Consider the following 17,446-nt stretch of genomic DNA (forward strand, 5'->3'; position numbering starts at 1 on the left):
CTATTTACGCATGGAATAAAGGGTTAGGAGGTGTGTCAGGCATGGCAAAAAAGGTCATCAAGATGGTCAAATTGCAAGTTCCTGCAGGTAAAGCAAACCCAGCGCCGCCGATCGGTCCAGCACTTGGTCAAGCAGGCGTTAACATCATGGCGTTTTGTAAAGAGTTTAATGCTCGTACCGCAGATCAAGCAGGCTTGATTATTCCGGTTGTTATTACAGTATTTGAAGACCGTTCTTTCACTTTCGAAACAAAAACGCCGCCGGCAGCAGTATTGCTTCGCGTCGCAGCTGGTATCGAAAAAGGTTCAGGCGAACCGAACAAGAAAAAGGTCGCTACTGTAAAACGTGACAAAGTTCGCGAAATCGCTGAGCAAAAAATGCCGGATCTTAACGCAGCGTCTGTAGAATCAGCAATGCGTATGGTTGAAGGTACTGCTCGCAGCATGGGCGTAACTATTGTTGACTAATACCGCGAGGTAGCTTGCTTTGCGTTAGCTTCGGCTTTCGCGAGTGGGAGGATCATCCCTAGGAGGATTTTCCGCTACAACCACATGAGGAGGAAATTACAATGGCTAAACAAGGTAAAAAATATGTAGAAGCTGCTAAACTATTTGATAGCGAAGCAACTTACGAGCCTCTAGAAGCGATTGAGCTTGTTAAGAAGGCTGCAACAGCTAAATTCGACGAGTCCGTTGAAGTAGCAGTTCGTTTGGGTGTAGACCCACGTAAACAAGACCAAGCTGTTCGTGGAGTAGTTGTACTACCACACGGCACTGGTAAAACAAAACGCGTTCTCGTTTTCGCAAAAGGCGAAAAAGTGAAAGAAGCGGAAGCTGCGGGCGCTGATTTTGTTGGCGATGCAGACATGATCAACAAAATCCAACAAGGCTGGTTCGAATTCGACGTTTGCGTAGCAACGCCGGACATGATGGCTGAAGTTGGTAAACTTGGACGTATCCTTGGTGGTAAAGGCTTGATGCCGAACCCTAAAGCTGGTACAGTAACGTTTGACGTTGCTAAAGCCGTTCAAGAAATCAAAGCCGGTAAGATTGAATACCGTCTTGATAAAGCAGGTCAAATCCATGCGCCAATCGGTAAAGTATCTTTCGATGCTGAGAAACTCAACGAGAACCTCAAATCATTGATCGATGCACTTAATCGTGCTAAACCGGCTGCGTCAAAAGGTGTTTACCTGAAAAACATTGCCGTTTCTTCAACAATGGGCCCTGGCGCTCGTGTTTCTACAGCGGCTTACCGCTAAGAAGAACGGAACTAAATTCGAATACGCATACCGTAGACAGTAGGTGCCATAAGGCTTAATTTCCTACCGAGGTGTTATGATAAAACGTTTGTAAGCAATATTCGATCCTTTAGGGTTGATGCGCGATAACGACATCATGGCCTTCGCAGTGTCTGCGAAGGCCTTTCTCATGCATCGAGGCGTGGAAAGCCCGTCGTAATTAACGGAATGTATACTATTACGGGAGGTGTACAGTTTGGCTAACGCAAATATCATCCAAGAGAAACAAGAGGCAGTTGCCGTAATCGCGGCAAAAATTGCTAATAGCTCTAGCACAGTAGTAGCTGACTATCGTGGATTGAACGTTGCTCAAGTAACTGAACTTCGGAAACAACTTCGTGAAGCAGGAATTGAATTCCAAGTTCTTAAAAACTCGCTCGTTCGTCGCGCAACTGAAGGTACGGATTATGTAGAATTGAACAACATTCTTACAGGTCCTACAGCAATTGCATTCGGTAAAGAAGACGCTGTTGCTCCAGCTAAAATTTTGAACGATTTCGCTAAGAAAAACGATGCTTTGAAACTTAAAGGCGGCGTTGTTGAAGGTAAAGTCGTATCTCAAGAAGAAATTAAAGCTCTTGCGGAACTTCCGTCCCGCGACGGTTTGCTCTCTATGCTCCTCAGCGTATTGCAAGCTCCAGTGCGCAACTTCGCGCTTGCAGTTAAAGCAGTCGGCGAGAAACAAGAAGCACAAGCTTAATTTTTTTCAAGAGTCCCTTATAGTAATGAACCGACGCAAGTCGGCTGTAGGATAAACCAAAAAAAATAAACCATATTCCCGGAGGTATAATCATGTCTAAAGAACAAATCTTAGAAGCGATTAAAGTTATGAACGTTCTTGAACTGAACGATCTTGTTAAAGCAATTGAAGAAGAATTCGGCGTAACTGCAGCAGCTCCAGTAGCAGCAGCAGGTGCTGGCGCAGCTGTAGAAGCTGAGCAAACTGAATTTGACGTTATCCTTAACGGCGCTGGCGCTTCAAAAATCAACGTAATCAAAGTTGTTCGCGAAATCACAGGTCTTGGCCTGAAAGAAGCGAAAGACTTGGTTGATAGCGCTCCTAAAGCAGTTAAAGAGAAAGTTGCTAAAGAAGAAGCAGAAGCTGTTGCAGCTAAGCTTACTGAAGCTGGCGCTTCCGTAGAAGTTAAGTAGTATTTCTTTCAATAAAATAAGCTGATCATGCGATTGAATGATGAATCGGCCGGCGAGCCCCTTGAAACGTCAGGTTTCAAGGGGTTCGTTGTATGTTGAAGGATAAGAATGTGCAAGTTTTTGGCTTGTCCATTCTTATCCTTCAACGAGAATCGAGTATCTTTTCGCTGAAGCAAGGCGATATCAAAATACTCGATGCAATATGGAATAGCGGGGAGTGATGAATAATGTCGAATCACTATTACTCACAGAGCCCAGATGTTAAGCATAATCGTCAAGTTCATGAAGCAATTCTCCGAGGCTTTTCTTTGAAGTTTATGACGGATGCCGGCGTATTCTCGAAATCAGGAGTTGATTACGGGAGTCAGGTATTGATCGATGCTTTGGAGCTGAATGCAAATGCAAACATTCTTGATGTTGGCTGTGGTTATGGTCCTATTGGATTAACATCAGCAAAACTCGCTGAGCATGGGCAAGTAACGATGATTGATATAAATGAAAGAGCGGTAGAGCTTTCGCGTGAGAACGCAAAGCTTAACCAGATATCTAATGTTACCGTTTTGCAAAGTGATCTATTTGAAGCAGTTAAGCAAATGAAGTTCGATGTCATCGTTACAAATCCGCCTATCAGGGCGGGGAAGTCAGTCGTTCATCGGATTTTTGAAGAAGGTTATGAATTGCTCGAACAAGGCGGCAGCATGTGGGTTGTCATACAGAAGAAGCAAGGGGCGCCTTCGGCGAAAGCTAAATTAGAGTCATTATTTGCAGATGTAGAGGAAGTAACAAAGGATAAAGGCTACCGTATTTTCCGAGCTGTAAAAGCTTAGAAAATTAGAGAAAAATATGTTTTGAAAATATGTTTGAAAACTGAATAATATTTATTGACTTGACATTTGCGATATGGTAAGATTATAAAATGTCAGCATTAAATTGGGCTCGATCTCTTTAGTTAACTAAAATGTCAAGTGTAAATTTAAAGCGCGGAATGCATAAGTTTTACACATTTGACGTATAATGTTTACGTTTTGGGCAAAATTATTTGATATGAGACTGTCACGGCCGCGCTGTGATTAGTTAACTGCCGGAACATGCTCTTTTTTCGAACCATTCGATAAGGGCTTTTCTTTATTTGACTATATAGGCGGCTGGTTCGTCTATAGTGACGCAGTGATTATCGATGCTGTGATACAGACATGAGGGGTGAGGTTAAGTTGGCAGGACAACTTGTTCAGTATGGTCGGCGCGCGCGCAGAAGCTACGCCAGGATCAACGAGGTGCTGGAAGTCCCGAACCTGATTGAAATCCAACAAAAATCGTATGAGAAGTTTTTGGACAGCGACCTAATTGAGTTGTTCCAAGATATTTCTCCGATTTCGGACTTTACGGGCAATCTATCGCTTGAGTTTATCGACTATAGCTTGGGCGAACCGAAATATTCGGTCGATGAATCAAAAGAGCGCGATGTGACGTATGCAGCTCCTTTACGCGTTAAGGTGCGACTTTTCAATAAGGAAACTGGCGAAGTAAAGGAACAAGAAGTTTTCATGGGTGATTTCCCGCTTATGACAGAGACGGGCACGTTTATTATTAACGGAGCCGAACGTGTCATAGTCAGCCAATTGGTTCGATCCCCGAGTGTGTACTTCAGCACGAAGGTCGATAAGAACGGGAAGAAAAACTACACAGCTACTGTTATTCCTAACCGTGGCGCTTGGCTAGAGCTTGAAACGGATGCTAAAGATATCATCTACGTTCGTATTGACCGGACCCGGAAAATACCGGTAACGGTACTTTTGCGTTCGCTTGGATTCGGTACTGACGCTGAGATTCTTGAACTGCTAGGCCATGATGAGTACATTCGGAACACGCTAGACAAAGATAACACGGATTCGACTGAAAAAGCGCTTATTGAAATTTATGAGCGTCTTCGTCCAGGCGAGCCTCCGACTTTGGATAATGCGAAGAGCTTGCTAGTTGCTCGTTTCTTTGATCCAAAACGTTATGACTTGGCCAACGTAGGCCGTTACAAAATAAACAAAAAACTTCACATCAAGAACCGTTTGTTCAATCAACGTCTTGCGGAAAATCTAATTGATCCTGCGACTGGCGAAATTATTGCTGAGTCCGGACAAATGATTGACCGCCGCTTGCTTGATGAAATTCTCGAGAAGCTTGAGAAGGATGTTGGTTTCAAAACGTATCATGTAGCTAATGGCGTTCTTGATGCTGATAGTATTCCACTACAAACGATCAGCGTATTCTCACCATATGACGAAAGCAAAGTAATTAAAGTTATTGCGAATGGCATTATTGATAAATCCGTCAAGCATATCACGCCTGCGGACATCATTTCTTCCATTAACTACTTTATCAACTTGCTTCATGGCGTAGGCAGCACGGATGATATCGATCATCTGGGTAACCGTCGTCTGCGTTCTGTTGGCGAGCTGCTTCAAAACCAATTCCGTATCGGTCTGTCTCGTATGGAGCGCGTTGTGCGCGAGAGAATGTCCATTCAAGACGCGAATGCAATTACGCCGCAAGCGCTAATTAACATTCGTCCGGTTATTGCATCTATAAAAGAGTTCTTCGGCTCCTCGCAGCTGTCCCAGTTTATGGACCAAACGAATCCGCTTGCTGAATTGACGCATAAGCGTCGTTTGTCAGCACTTGGACCCGGCGGTTTGACTCGGGAACGCGCGGGCTTTGAAGTTCGTGACGTCCATCACTCCCACTATGGGCGGATGTGTCCGATCGAGACGCCAGAGGGACCGAATATCGGTTTGATCAACTCCTTGTCTTCCTTTGCTCGTATTAACGAATATGGCTTTATTGAAGCACCATATCGTTGGGTAGATCCGAAGACTGGAATTGTTACAGAACAAATCGCATATCTGACTGCTGACGAGGAAGATAACTACGTAATCGCGCAAGCGAATGCGAAGCTGACTCCAGACGACAAGTTTGCAGAAGAGAATACGATCGTTCGTTACAATAAACAAGCCGATAACATTTTGACTATGCCTAGTGATCGCGTTGATTACATGGATGTATCGCCTAAACAGGTAGTATCTGTTGCGACAGCATTAATTCCTTTCTTGGAAAACGATGACTCCAACCGTGCCCTCATGGGATCCAACATGCAACGTCAAGCGGTACCGCTTCTTATCCCTAGATCACCACTTGTTGGTACAGGTATGGAGCACAAGGCAGCGAAAGACTCAGGCGTTTGTATCGTAGCGAAGCATGACGGTATAATCGAACGTTCTTCCGCAAATGAAATCTGGCTTCGTCGCGTCGAGCAAATCGATGGCAAGCCGGTTACTGGTGACTTGGTAAAACATAAACTACACAAGTTTATGCGCTCTAACCAAGGAACGTGCATCAATCAACGCCCGCTTGTACGTAAAGGCGACGTTATTAAAAAAGGTGATATCCTTGCGGATGGTCCTTCCACTGAAAAAGGCGAATTGGCTCTTGGACGCAACGTCGTTGTTGCATTCATGACGTGGGAAGGCTACAACTATGAGGATGCGATCCTGCTAAGTGAAAAGCTAGTGAAAGAGGATGTTTATACATCCATTCACATCGAGGAATACGAGTCTGAGGCTCGTGATACGAAGCTTGGACCTGAAGAAATTACACGCGACATTCCGAATGTCGGTGAAGAAGCTCTTCGCAACCTAGATGAGCGCGGAATCATTCGTGTCGGAGCTGAAATCGGCGCTGGCGATATCCTAGTTGGTAAAGTAACGCCTAAGGGTGTAACAGAGCTAACTGCGGAAGAAAGATTGCTGCACGCTATCTTTGGTGAGAAGGCTCGTGAAGTGCGTGATACATCGCTTCGTGTGCCGCATGGTACAGACGGTATCGTTGTTGACGTTAAAGTATTTACGCGGGAGAATGGCGACGAATTGCCACCAGGCGTTAACCAGCTCGTTCGTGCTTATATTGCTCAAAAACGGAAAATTTCCGAAGGCGACAAAATGGCCGGACGTCATGGTAACAAAGGGGTAATCGCTCGTATCATGCCTGAAGAAGATATGCCTTTCCTACCGGATGGCACACCTGTAGAAGTTGTTCTTAACCCGCTCGGCGTACCGTCGCGGATGAACATCGGTCAGGCGCTTGAAGTTCACTTGGGTATGGCTTGTAAGCATCTCGGCATCCACGCTGCTACGCCAGTATTTGATGGCGCGCGCGAGAATGACGTTTTCGATACGATGGAAGAAGCAGGCATGCAGCGTAACGGTAAAACCGTACTGTATGACGGACGGACAGGCGAGAATTTCGAACGTGAAGTTACAGTTGGGGTCATGTACATGATCAAACTGGCGCACATGGTCGATGATAAAATCCATGCCCGTTCCACTGGTCCTTACTCACTCGTTACACAACAGCCGCTCGGTGGTAAAGCACAGTTCGGTGGACAACGTTTCGGGGAGATGGAGGTATGGGCGCTTGAGGCATATGGCGCTGCATACACGCTTCAAGAAATATTGACTGTTAAATCCGATGACGTGGTTGGTCGTGTTAAAACGTACGAATCCATCGTTAAAGGCGAAAACGTACCAGAGCCAGGTGTTCCGGAATCGTTCAAAGTTTTGATCAAAGAGCTTCAAAGTTTGGGTATGGACGTTAAAATTCTATCCGAGAATGAAGAAGAGATCGAAATGAAGGAAATGGATGATGAAGACGAGGCAACAGGCGATAAGCTTAACCTCAATATAGAAGGTGCCGAAGTCGGCGCTGCTGAATAAACTAGTTGCTAGATTCCGTCAAATGGTCACGCGCCTATGACGGAATCTAGCTGATTAGATAGACATTGTCATACATGACGGAGGAGGGTTGCTCCTTGTTGGACGTGAACAACTTCGAGTATATGAAGATAGGTCTGGCTTCGCCGGATAAAATTCGCTCGTGGTCCCGCGGAGAAGTTAAAAAACCGGAGACGATCAACTATAGGACCTTAAAACCGGAGAAGGAAGGACTCTTCTGCGAGAAAATTTTTGGACCTACAAAAGACTGGGAATGTCATTGCGGTAAATACAAACGTGTACGCTATAAAGGTGTCGTTTGTGATCGCTGTGGCGTTGAAGTAACTCGCGCTAAAGTTCGCCGCGAACGTATGGGTCACATCGAGCTAGCAGCTCCAGTTTCTCATATTTGGTACTTCAAAGGGATTCCAAGCCGTATGGGCCTTGCACTTGATATGTCACCTCGTTCGCTTGAGGAGATCATTTATTTTGCATCCTATGTCGTAACGGATCCAGGTGATACCCCACTTGAGAAGAAACAACTTCTATCGGAGAAAGAATACCGCAGCTACCGTGAGAAATACGGGTATGGATTCCATGCTGGTATGGGTGCCGAAGCTGTTAAAAAACTTTTGCAAGATATCGACGTTGACAAAGAATTGGAGCAATTGAAAGAAGAACTGCGTACTGCTCAAGGACAACGACGCAATCGTGCGATCAAACGTCTTGAAGTGGTAGAAGCATTCCGCAATTCCGGCAACGAACCGGAATGGATGATTCTAGACGTGCTTCCTGTCATCCCTCCTGAGCTTCGTCCGATGGTACAACTTGATGGCGGTCGTTTTGCGACTTCTGACCTCAATGATTTGTATCGTCGTGTTATTAACCGTAACAACCGTCTGAAGCGTTTGCTTGATCTGGGCGCTCCTGATATTATCGTGCAAAATGAAAAACGGATGCTGCAAGAAGCGGTTGACGCATTGATCGATAACGGTCGTCGCGGTCGCCCTGTTACAGGTCCGGGTAACCGTCCGCTTAAATCCCTCAGCCATATGCTGAAAGGTAAGCAAGGACGTTTCCGTCAGAACTTGCTCGGTAAACGGGTTGACTACTCTGGTCGTTCGGTTATCGTAGTAGGTCCAAACCTCAAAATGTTCCAGTGCGGTCTTCCTAAGGAAATGGCACTAGAATTGTTCAAGCCTTTCGTAATGAAAGAGCTTGTTAATAAAGGCCTAGCACATAACATTAAGAGTGCGAAGCGCAAGGTTGAACGCGTTAGCCCTGAGGTATGGGATGTTCTTGAGGAAGTAATCAAGGAGCACCCAGTATTGCTTAACCGTGCCCCGACGCTTCACAGACTAGGTATTCAAGCATTTGAACCTATCTTGGTTGAAGGTCGCGCAATTAAGCTTCACCCACTCGTATGTACAGCTTACAACGCTGACTTCGACGGTGACCAAATGGCCGTTCACGTTCCGTTGTCTGCTGAAGCACAAGCAGAAGCACGTTTGCTAATGCTTGCATCAGGCAATATCCTTAACCCGAAAGACGGCAAACCGGTCGTTACTCCTTCACAGGATATGGTACTAGGAAGCTTCTACTTGACGATGGATAACAAAGAGGCTAAAGGCAGTGGTTCCGTATTTGGTACCATTAACGAAGCGATCTCTGCTTACCAACGTGGTATTGTTTCCTTGCACGCCAGAATTTTCATTCCGGTTCGTGTGCTTAAAAAAGTTAACTTCACCGAGCAGCAGCAAAACTCGTTACTCGTTACGACAGTTGGTAAAGTCATCTTCAACGAAATTTTCCCTGAAGATTTCCCTTATATCAACGAAGCAACGAAAACGAACCTATTGCACGGTACACCAGATAAATATTTCGTTTACGAAAAAGGCGCAGATCTTCCTAAATTCTTGGATGCAATCGAAACGCCTGGTGCGGTAGGTAAAGACTATCTTGCATTAGTTATTGCAGAATGTTTCCGCCAATACCACACTACGCTTACTGCGATGCTTCTTGACCGCATTAAGCAACTTGGTTTCACTTACTCAACTAAGGCTGGTATTACGATCGGCGTAGCTGACGTTATCATTCCGAAAGAGAAAGACGAAATCATGAAGCGCTCCGATGAGAAGGTTGCTACCGTTATGAATCAATACCGTCGTGGTTTGATTACAAACGAAGAGCGCTATGACCGGATCATTACAATTTGGGGTAAATGTAAAGACGAGATCACCGAAGTTCTTATGAAATCGATGGATCGTTACAACAACATCATGCTCATGGTGGACTCCAAAGCACGGGGTAACAAATCTCAAATTACACAGCTTGGCGGTATGCGTGGTTTGATGGCCAATCCATCCGGTCGTATCATCGAGTTGCCAATTAAATCGAACTTCCGCGAGGGTCTTACAGTACTCGAGTACTTTATTTCTACTCACGGAGCGCGGAAAGGTCTTGCCGATACTGCCCTTCGTACTGCCGATTCCGGTTACTTGACTCGTCGACTTGTTGACGTTGCACAAGACGTAATCGTACGTGAAGAAGATTGCGGTACCGATAAAGGCTTCTCTGTAAGCAAAATTCAAGACGGTAAAGAGGTTATTGAAGATCTTTATGACCGTATTGAAGGCCGCTATGCGTTTGAAACGGTTCGTAATCCAAAAACAGGCGAGATTATTGTTAACCGCAGTGAGTTGATTGACTCTAACAAAGCGGATGCAATTATCGACGCTGGTGTTGAAAAACTGCAAATTCGTTCCGTACTAAGCTGCCGTGCTCGTCATGGCGTATGTAAGATCTGTTACGGACGTAACCTTGCAACTGGTAAACATGTTGAGATTGGGGAAGCGGTAGGTATTATCGCAGCTCAATCCATCGGTGAGCCAGGAACACAGCTCACAATGCGTACGTTCCATACGGGCGGCGTTGCGGGAGATGATATCACACAAGGTTTGCCGCGTATCCAAGAGTTGTTTGAGGCGCGTAATCCGAAAGGTCAAGCGATTATTTCTGAGCTTGACGGTGTGGTTAAAGAAATCCGTGAAGCTAAGGACCGTCGTGAAATCGAGGTTCAAGGTGAAGCGGAATCGAAAGTGTATGCTGTTACCTATGGTTCGCGTATCCGCGTAACGCAAGGTCAACAAATCGAAGCCGGCGATGAGCTGACTGACGGTTCAATTGACCCTAAAGATATGCTGCGTATCAAAGGTATCCGTGGCGTTCAAAACTACATTTTGCAAGAAGTACAGCGCGTTTACCGAAATCAAGGGGTAGAAATCAATGACAAGCACGTTGAGGTCATGATTAAACAAATGCTCCGTAAAATTCGTATCGTAGATGCAGGCGGCACAACGTTGCTTCCTGGTGCGTTCGTTGATATTCATGAATATGAAGCTCAAAACCGCACTGCGATTTTCGCAGATCTCGAACCAGCTGTTGCAAAACCAGTTTTGCTCGGTATTACGAAGGCATCGCTTGAGACAGATTCGTTCTTGTCAGCAGCTTCCTTCCAAGAAACAACTCGTGTATTGACTGATGCAGCTATTAAAGGCAAAGTTGACCAGTTGCTTGGACTCAAGGAAAATGTTATTATCGGTAAGTTGATTCCAGCAGGTACTGGAATGGCCCGTTATCGTAACATTCGTTTTGCTGGACTTGAAGATGAAACAACTACTGCAGTTGAAGGCGAACTAGAAACAGAAGCTGTAACAGTCGACTAGTCGGCTTGAAGAGATTATGTTCTTAAAACCGGATACTAACTAATATCGAAGGAGCGTCACATCTTCCGTTTCCTTGGAAGCGGAAGATGACCGCTCTTTTATATGTTTACAGTATGAGATTCATTTACAAAAAGTTTACAAGTGATTATCCTAGAAGGTTCTTGACACAAGCACATAGTAGGTGATACTATATCGAAGTGTGCCTAATTGTGTGTTCGCTGAATGGAAGAATTGAAGGTGATTATCATGCAATTCAAAGTCGGCGCGAAGCAAACGACGAAGATGCTCGAGCAACAAAGAGCCATTAAAGTCTATATCGCACGAGATGCAGATCCGCAGATGAAAGAGAAGATTGTTCATCTATGTGAGCGGGCGGGAGTTCCAATGAAATGGATCGACACGATGATAGAGCTTGGGGAAACCTGCGGCATCGATGTCGGGGCCGCGATGGCAGCGCTCGTAACCGAAGAAGAATAACGCAATAGCCGTTTTTGTTAGTTGATTATTTAGCGATGATTAGCTGGCGAGAACTTTTGTTTGTTCTTTTATGATCCGCCTGGATCTGTGGGCTTAATTTTAGGTAAAATGTCTACCATACATGCGTAAACAGCTATTGCCGTCTTTTGGTGGGAAGAGCCCGCTTACGCGAAAGAATATAAGTTGATTTATAAACAACTTCTTTATAAATGCTTATATTTTCAAAAGACATGAATATAGGGAAGGGGGTGGCAACATGCCAACTATTAACCAGCTAGTCCGTAAAGGACGCCAAGCGAAAGTCGTTAAATCGAAATCGCCGGCATTGCAAAAAGGTTTCAATGCATTGAAACGTGAAGCTACAAACATCAGCGCTCCTCAAAAACGCGGTGTGTGCACTCGTGTAGGTACAATGACTCCAAGGAAACCGAACTCCGCACTTCGTAAATATGCTCGTGTTCGTTTAACGAACCGCTTAGAAGTTACGGCTTACATTCCAGGTATCGGACACAACTTGCAAGAGCATAGCGTAGTTTTGATCCGTGGTGGTAAAGTAAAAGACTTAGCAGGAGTACGTTATCACATCGTTCGCGGTGCACTTGATACTGCAGGTGTAAACAACCGTATGCAAGCTCGTTCGAAATACGGTACGAAACGTCCGAAAGTTAAAAAATCATAATCATAACCTTAACAGGTTATTGAAATGCTAGAAATAGCAACTATTAGAAGAAAGGGGGACTTTCTCATGCCACGCAAAGGTCCTGTAACGAAACGCGATGTGCTTCCAGATCCGCTATATAATAGCAAACTGGTAACGCGCCTAATCAACCGCATTATGCTTGACGGTAAAAGAGGCGTTGCACAAACACTATTGTATGATGCTTTCAAACTGATTCAAGAACGCACGGGTAAAGATCCGATGGAAGTGTTCGAAGCTGCTTTGAAAAATATTATGCCTGTACTTGAGGTTAAAGCACGCCGTGTCGGCGGTGCAAACTATCAAGTGCCGATCGAAGTTAAACCAGAGCGCCGTACGGCACTTGGTCTCCGTTGGCTCGTGAACTACTCACGTAACCGCGGTGAGAAAACGATGGAAGAGCGTTTAGCTGCTGAAATCACAGATGCTTCCAATAACACTGGCGCAGCTGTTAAAAAGCGCGAAGATACTCACAAAATGGCTGAAGCGAACAAAGCGTTTGCTCACTACCGCTGGTAGAATTTTTACATTCGAGAGGAGACAATTTTATGTCAAGAGAGTTCTCCTTGAAAAATACGCGTAACATCGGGATTATGGCGCATATTGATGCCGGTAAAACCACAACTACTGAACGGATTTTGTTCTTCACGGGCCGTACTCACAAAATCGGAGAGGTGCACGAAGGTGCAGCTACGATGGACTGGATGGAACAAGAACAAGAGCGCGGTATTACAATTACGTCTGCCGCGACGACTGCTCAATGGCATGGACACCGCATTAATATTATCGACACCCCGGGACACGTTGACTTCACTGTTGAAGTTGAACGTTCCCTACGCGTATTGGACGGGGCCGTTGGGGTTTTCAGTGCAAAAGAAGGCGTTGAGCCACAGTCTGAAACCGTATGGCGTCAGGCTGACCGTTACAACGTACCTCGGATTGCCTACGTAAACAAGATGGATATCATTGGTGCAGATTACCTAAACGTAATCAAAGACATGCGTGAGCGTCTTGGTGCCAATGCCGTAGCAATTCAAATTCCAATCGGCGCGGAAAGCGACTTTAAAGGTATTATCGATATCGTTGAACGTGTAGCTTATATCTACAAAGACGATACTGGTAAAGACCCTGAAAAAGTTGAAGTTCCAGCTGAGTATGTAGAGCAAGTAGATGCACTACGTACGGAATTGATTGAGAAAGTAGCAGAATTGGATGAAGAATTAACGATGAAATATTTGGAAGGTGAAGAAATCACTATTCCAGAAATTAAAGCAGCACTCCGTAAAGGTGTTTGCGAAGTTAAAATCTTCCCAGTTGTAGCTGGCTCCTCATACCGTAACAAAGGTGTTCAGCCGATGTTGGATGCTGTTGTGGATTACCTACCTTCACCTCTTGATGTACCAGCTATCAAAGGTACTCTTGAAGACGGTGAAGAAGGAGAACGTCCATCTTCAGACACAGAGCCTTTCGCGGCTTTGGCATTCAAAATCATGACTGACCCTTATGTTGGTAGACTTACTTTCTTCCGTGTGTATTCTGGTGTACTAAAATCCGGTTCGTATGTCCTTAACTCAACAAAAGGCAAACGTGAACGTATTGGACGTATTCTTCAAATGCACGCAAACAGCCGTCAAGAGATCACGGAAGTTTATTCCGGCGATATCGCTGCAGCTGTAGGTTTGAAAGATACTACTACTGGTGATACACTTTGTGATGAGAAGCACATCATCGTTCTTGAATCGATGAACTTCCCTGAGCCGGTTATCTCGGTTGCTATCGAACCAAAAACGAAAGCTGACCAAGACAAACTAGGTATCGCTATTTCCAAGCTTGCTGAAGAAGATCCTACTTTCCGTGCACATACGGATGAAGAAACAAACCAAACAATTATCTCTGGTATGGGTGAGCTTCACCTTGAGATCCTTGTTGACCGTATGTTCCGCGAATTCAAAGTTGAGACAAACGTTGGTAAACCACAAGTTGCTTACCGTGAAACGTTCCGTCAAGCTGCGAAGGTTGAAGGTAAGTTCGTTCGTCAGTCCGGTGGTAAAGGTCAATTCGGTCATTGTTGGGTTGAGTTTTCACCACTTGAGCCTGGTACAGGCTTCATATTCGAAAACAAAACAGTTGGTGGATCAATTCCTCGTGAATTTATCGCTCCAATCCAAGCTGGTATCGAAGAGTCAATGAAGAACGGTGTTGTAGCCGGCTTCCCGCTCGTTGATGTTAAAGCTGTTGTTGTTGACGGATCTTACCATGATGTTGACTCCTCGGAGATGGCGTTTAAAATTGCAGGTTCGATGGCGCTTAAAGCTGCCAAAGAAAAATGTAAGCCAGTTCTTCTTGAGCCAATCATGAAAGTTGAAGTTACTGTTCCAGAAGAGTACATGGGCGATGTTATGGGTATGCTTAACTCCCGTCGTGGTCGTATCGAAGGTATGGATACTCGTGCAGGTGCACAAATTATCCGCTCCAAGGTACCTCTCTCCGAGATGTTTGGTTATTCCACTACACTACGTTCCGGTACACAAGGACGCGGCGTATTCTCCATGGAGCTTTCTCACTATGAAGAAGTTCCAAAATCAATCTCTGATGAGATTATTGCTAAAAACAAAGGCGAGTAATCGTTTTTGGACTAGCGCTCAACAAATTGCTTTTGCCGTCATTTTGGTTTGCTTGCGAGCCAAATGTCGGCCACACATAAAAAATATGATGTTAAATTGAGGAGGCTCAAGTTCAATGGCTAAGGCAAAATTTGAACGTAACAAACCGCACGTTAATATCGGTACTATCGGTCACGTCGATCACGGTAAAACGACTTTGACTGCAGCTATCACAACTGTACTTTCCAAAAAATACGGCGGTGCAGCAATCGCATTCGACCAAATCGATAAAGCTCCAGAAGAGCGCGAGCGTGGTATCACGATCTCGACAGCTCACGTTGAGTATGAGACGCCTGCTCGTCACTACGCACACGTTGACTGCCCAGGTCACGCCGACTATGTAAAAAACATGATCACTGGTGCTGCTCAAATGGACGGAGCTATTCTTGTAGTTTCCGCTACTGACGGCCCTATGCCACAAACTCGTGAGCACATCTTGCTTTCGAAACAAGTAGGCGTACCTTACATCGTTGTATTCTTGAACAAATGCGACATGGTTGAAGACGAAGAGCTTCTTGAGCTAGTTGAAATGGAAGTTCGTGACCTTCTTTCTGAGTATGAGTTCCCAGGCGACGACACTCCAATCATCCGTGGTGCAGCTCGTGAAGCACTTGCTAACCCAGATGGTCCTTGGGCTGAAAAAATCATCGAGCTTTTCGAGCAAGTGGATACTTATATCCCTACTCCTGAGCGCGATACTGCTAAGCCTTTCCTTATGCCTGTCGAGGACGTATTCACAATCACTGGCCGTGGTACTGTTGCTACAGGTCGTGTTGAGCGTGGCGTTATCAAAGTTGGCGACGAGATCGAAATTATCGGTCTTGCTGAAGAATCCCGTAAGTCCGTAGTAACAGGCGTTGAAATGTTCCGTAAATTGCTTGACTCCGCTCAAGCTGGTGACAACGTAGGTGCTTTGCTTCGTGGTGTAGACCGCAGCAACATCGAGCGTGGTCAAGTTTTGGCTAAACCGGGTTCGGTTAAACCACACACTAACTTCACTGCTCAAATCTACGTTCTAACTAAAGAAGAGGGTGGCCGTCACAAGCCTTTCTTCACTGGTTACCGTCCACAGTTCTACTTCCGTACAACTGACGTAACGGGTATCATCAACTTGCCAGAAGGTACTGAAATGGTTATGCCTGGCGACAACATCACTGTAACGGTTGAGCTTATCGCTCCAATCGCTGTTGAAGAGGGAACTCGTTTCTCTATTCGTGAAGGCGGCCGTACTGTAGGCGCTGGCGCTGTAGCTTCTATCCAAAAATAATTCATTGCGGCTTAGCCGCTATGAATGACAAAAGCCCTCACTTCGGTGAGGGCTTTTTATTTTTCTAATTAAAACGGTCAATAGGGCTTCTTACTTAATTTTACAAATAACTATTCATTGACTGTATGCCTTAAGCCCATTTAATATTAAGGAATAGTAGGTAGAGCTTGTCCTTCACTTATTAATTGAAGTCATTCCGCACCGACATAGGCTTTAATGATAGAAAGCGATAATGCTTTGCTGTACATGTTTTTTTGCAAACGGCTTCATTACAAGAGAATTTATATGATGAGAGGGGTTTGAAGAATGAACAGAAAATTTATACTTAGCTTGGTATTAGCTTCAGTTATGGTAGTAACAGCAGCATGTGGTGCAAACTCAGGTAAAGCAGGCACAGAGAACGAAGGAAATAAATCGGGCTCAGGCAACAGTGAGAAACAGTATACGATCGCGATCTCACAAATTGTTGAGCACCCATCATTGGATGCAACGCGCGAAGGCTTTATTGCAGCACTAAAAGATGGTGGATTTGAAGAAGGCAAAAATCTTAAAATCGACTTCAATAATGCGCAAGGTGAGCAAGCGAATATTGCTACAATTGCACAAAAGATTAAATCAAGTAAAAGTGACCTTGCATTAGGAATTGCAACTCCGACTGCACAAAGCTTGGCTGATGAAGTCAAGGACATCCCTGTATTATTCGCTGCAGTTACAGATCCAATTGATGCAGGAATCGTTACACAATTGAAAGCTCCAGGAGGAAATGTTACTGGTGCTTCTGATACGAATCCAGATGCCATTAAAAAAACGATGGATTTTATCGCTGCTCAATTTCCTAATGTAAAAAATGTGGGCCTTGTTATTAATGAAGGAGAACCAAATGCGGTTGTAATGGGCGACATTGCTGAAAAGGCACTTGCTGAACATGGCATTAAGCTCGTTAAAGCTTCGGTAGCGAACTCTTCAGATGTTAAACAAGCGGCAGAATCACTAGTTGGCCGTGTAGAAGCTATCTACATCACTTTGGATAATATGGTTGTTAGCGGCGTTGATGCTATTATTGAAGTGGCTAATAAAAATGATATTCCATTCTTCTCTGCTGACCGTGATACGGTAGAAAAAGGTGCTTTTGCGGCAGTAGGCTTCAAATATTACGATCATGGTTATGAAGTTGGTCAAATGGCAGTAGAGATTTTGAAAAATGGTAAAAAACCAGCAGACATGGATGTTACAGTGCCACAGAAGCTTGACTTCATTTTCAACTTGAAAGCAGCAGCTGAGCAAGGCATTACAGTTACTGACGAGATGAAAGCATTCGTTAAAGATCAAGCAAACAACATTATCGAGTAAATTAAAATTCATTTGCTAAAAATAATAGGCTCATAAGTTCAAAAGGGGTGACCGGGCT

14 protein-coding genes and 1 other annotated feature are annotated in these 17,446 nt (G+C 44.8%); all 14 genes read left to right on the forward strand.

Annotated features, from left to right (window positions below):
• The first annotated feature begins 41 nt into the window (after positions 1-41).
• Complete coding sequence (gene rplK, locus ACIFSR_RS15370; RefSeq protein ID WP_054025340.1) at positions 42-467, forward strand: 50S ribosomal protein L11; 426 nt, start codon at positions 42-44, stop codon at positions 465-467.
• A 101-nt stretch (positions 468-568) separates the two neighbouring features.
• On the forward strand, positions 569-1,261 hold the full coding sequence (gene rplA / locus ACIFSR_RS15375) for a 50S ribosomal protein L1 (protein WP_076271440.1): 693 nt from the start codon (positions 569-571) through the stop codon (positions 1,259-1,261).
• 12 nt (positions 1,262-1,273) lie between these two features.
• Positions 1,274-1,439: a sequence feature (ribosomal protein L10 leader region), on the forward strand.
• A 57-nt stretch (positions 1,440-1,496) separates the two neighbouring features.
• Positions 1,497-2,000, forward strand: a complete 504-nt coding sequence (gene rplJ / locus ACIFSR_RS15380) for a 50S ribosomal protein L10 (RefSeq protein WP_054025338.1) — start codon at positions 1,497-1,499, stop codon at positions 1,998-2,000.
• A gap of 92 nt (positions 2,001-2,092) precedes the next feature.
• Positions 2,093-2,452, forward strand: a complete 360-nt coding sequence (gene rplL, locus ACIFSR_RS15385; protein WP_076271439.1) for a 50S ribosomal protein L7/L12 — start codon at positions 2,093-2,095, stop codon at positions 2,450-2,452.
• Between the two features lie 92 nt (positions 2,453-2,544).
• The gene (locus ACIFSR_RS15390; RefSeq protein ID WP_339205295.1) at positions 2,545-2,673 is read left to right on the forward strand and encodes a hypothetical protein; all 129 of its coding nucleotides are present in this window, start codon (positions 2,545-2,547) and stop codon (positions 2,671-2,673) included.
• Positions 2,674-2,679: 6 nt separating this feature from the next.
• Complete coding sequence (locus ACIFSR_RS15395; protein WP_339205294.1) at positions 2,680-3,279, forward strand: class I SAM-dependent methyltransferase; 600 nt, start codon at positions 2,680-2,682, stop codon at positions 3,277-3,279.
• Between the two features lie 384 nt (positions 3,280-3,663).
• Positions 3,664-7,212, forward strand: a complete 3,549-nt coding sequence (gene rpoB, locus ACIFSR_RS15400) for a DNA-directed RNA polymerase subunit beta (RefSeq protein WP_076271437.1) — start codon at positions 3,664-3,666, stop codon at positions 7,210-7,212.
• Positions 7,213-7,307: 95 nt separating this feature from the next.
• Complete coding sequence (gene rpoC, locus ACIFSR_RS15405; RefSeq protein ID WP_076271436.1) at positions 7,308-10,934, forward strand: DNA-directed RNA polymerase subunit beta'; 3,627 nt, start codon at positions 7,308-7,310, stop codon at positions 10,932-10,934.
• Positions 10,935-11,180: 246 nt separating this feature from the next.
• The gene (locus ACIFSR_RS15410; RefSeq protein WP_339205293.1) at positions 11,181-11,411 is read left to right on the forward strand and encodes a ribosomal L7Ae/L30e/S12e/Gadd45 family protein; all 231 of its coding nucleotides are present in this window, start codon (positions 11,181-11,183) and stop codon (positions 11,409-11,411) included.
• 256 nt (positions 11,412-11,667) lie between these two features.
• Positions 11,668-12,090, forward strand: coding sequence for a 30S ribosomal protein S12 (gene rpsL / locus ACIFSR_RS15415; RefSeq protein WP_054025332.1), 423 nt, complete (start codon positions 11,668-11,670; stop codon positions 12,088-12,090).
• 66 nt (positions 12,091-12,156) lie between these two features.
• Entirely contained in the window at positions 12,157-12,627 is a 471-nt protein-coding gene (gene rpsG, locus ACIFSR_RS15420) for a 30S ribosomal protein S7 (protein WP_028609662.1), read from the forward strand.
• 29 nt (positions 12,628-12,656) lie between these two features.
• Entirely contained in the window at positions 12,657-14,732 is a 2,076-nt protein-coding gene (fusA, locus tag ACIFSR_RS15425; protein WP_339205292.1) for an elongation factor G, read from the forward strand.
• Between the two features lie 115 nt (positions 14,733-14,847).
• Positions 14,848-16,038, forward strand: coding sequence for an elongation factor Tu (gene tuf / locus ACIFSR_RS15430; RefSeq protein ID WP_076271433.1), 1,191 nt, complete (start codon positions 14,848-14,850; stop codon positions 16,036-16,038).
• Positions 16,039-16,344: 306 nt separating this feature from the next.
• Positions 16,345-17,388 (forward strand): ABC transporter substrate-binding protein, encoded by a 1,044-nt coding sequence (locus ACIFSR_RS15435; RefSeq protein ID WP_430058096.1) that lies wholly within the window; start codon positions 16,345-16,347, stop codon positions 17,386-17,388.
• Positions 17,389-17,446: the final 58 nt, after the last annotated feature.

The organism is Paenibacillus sp. NRS-1760, assembly GCF_050467785.1.
GTDB lineage: Bacteria > Bacillota > Bacilli > Paenibacillales > Paenibacillaceae > Pristimantibacillus.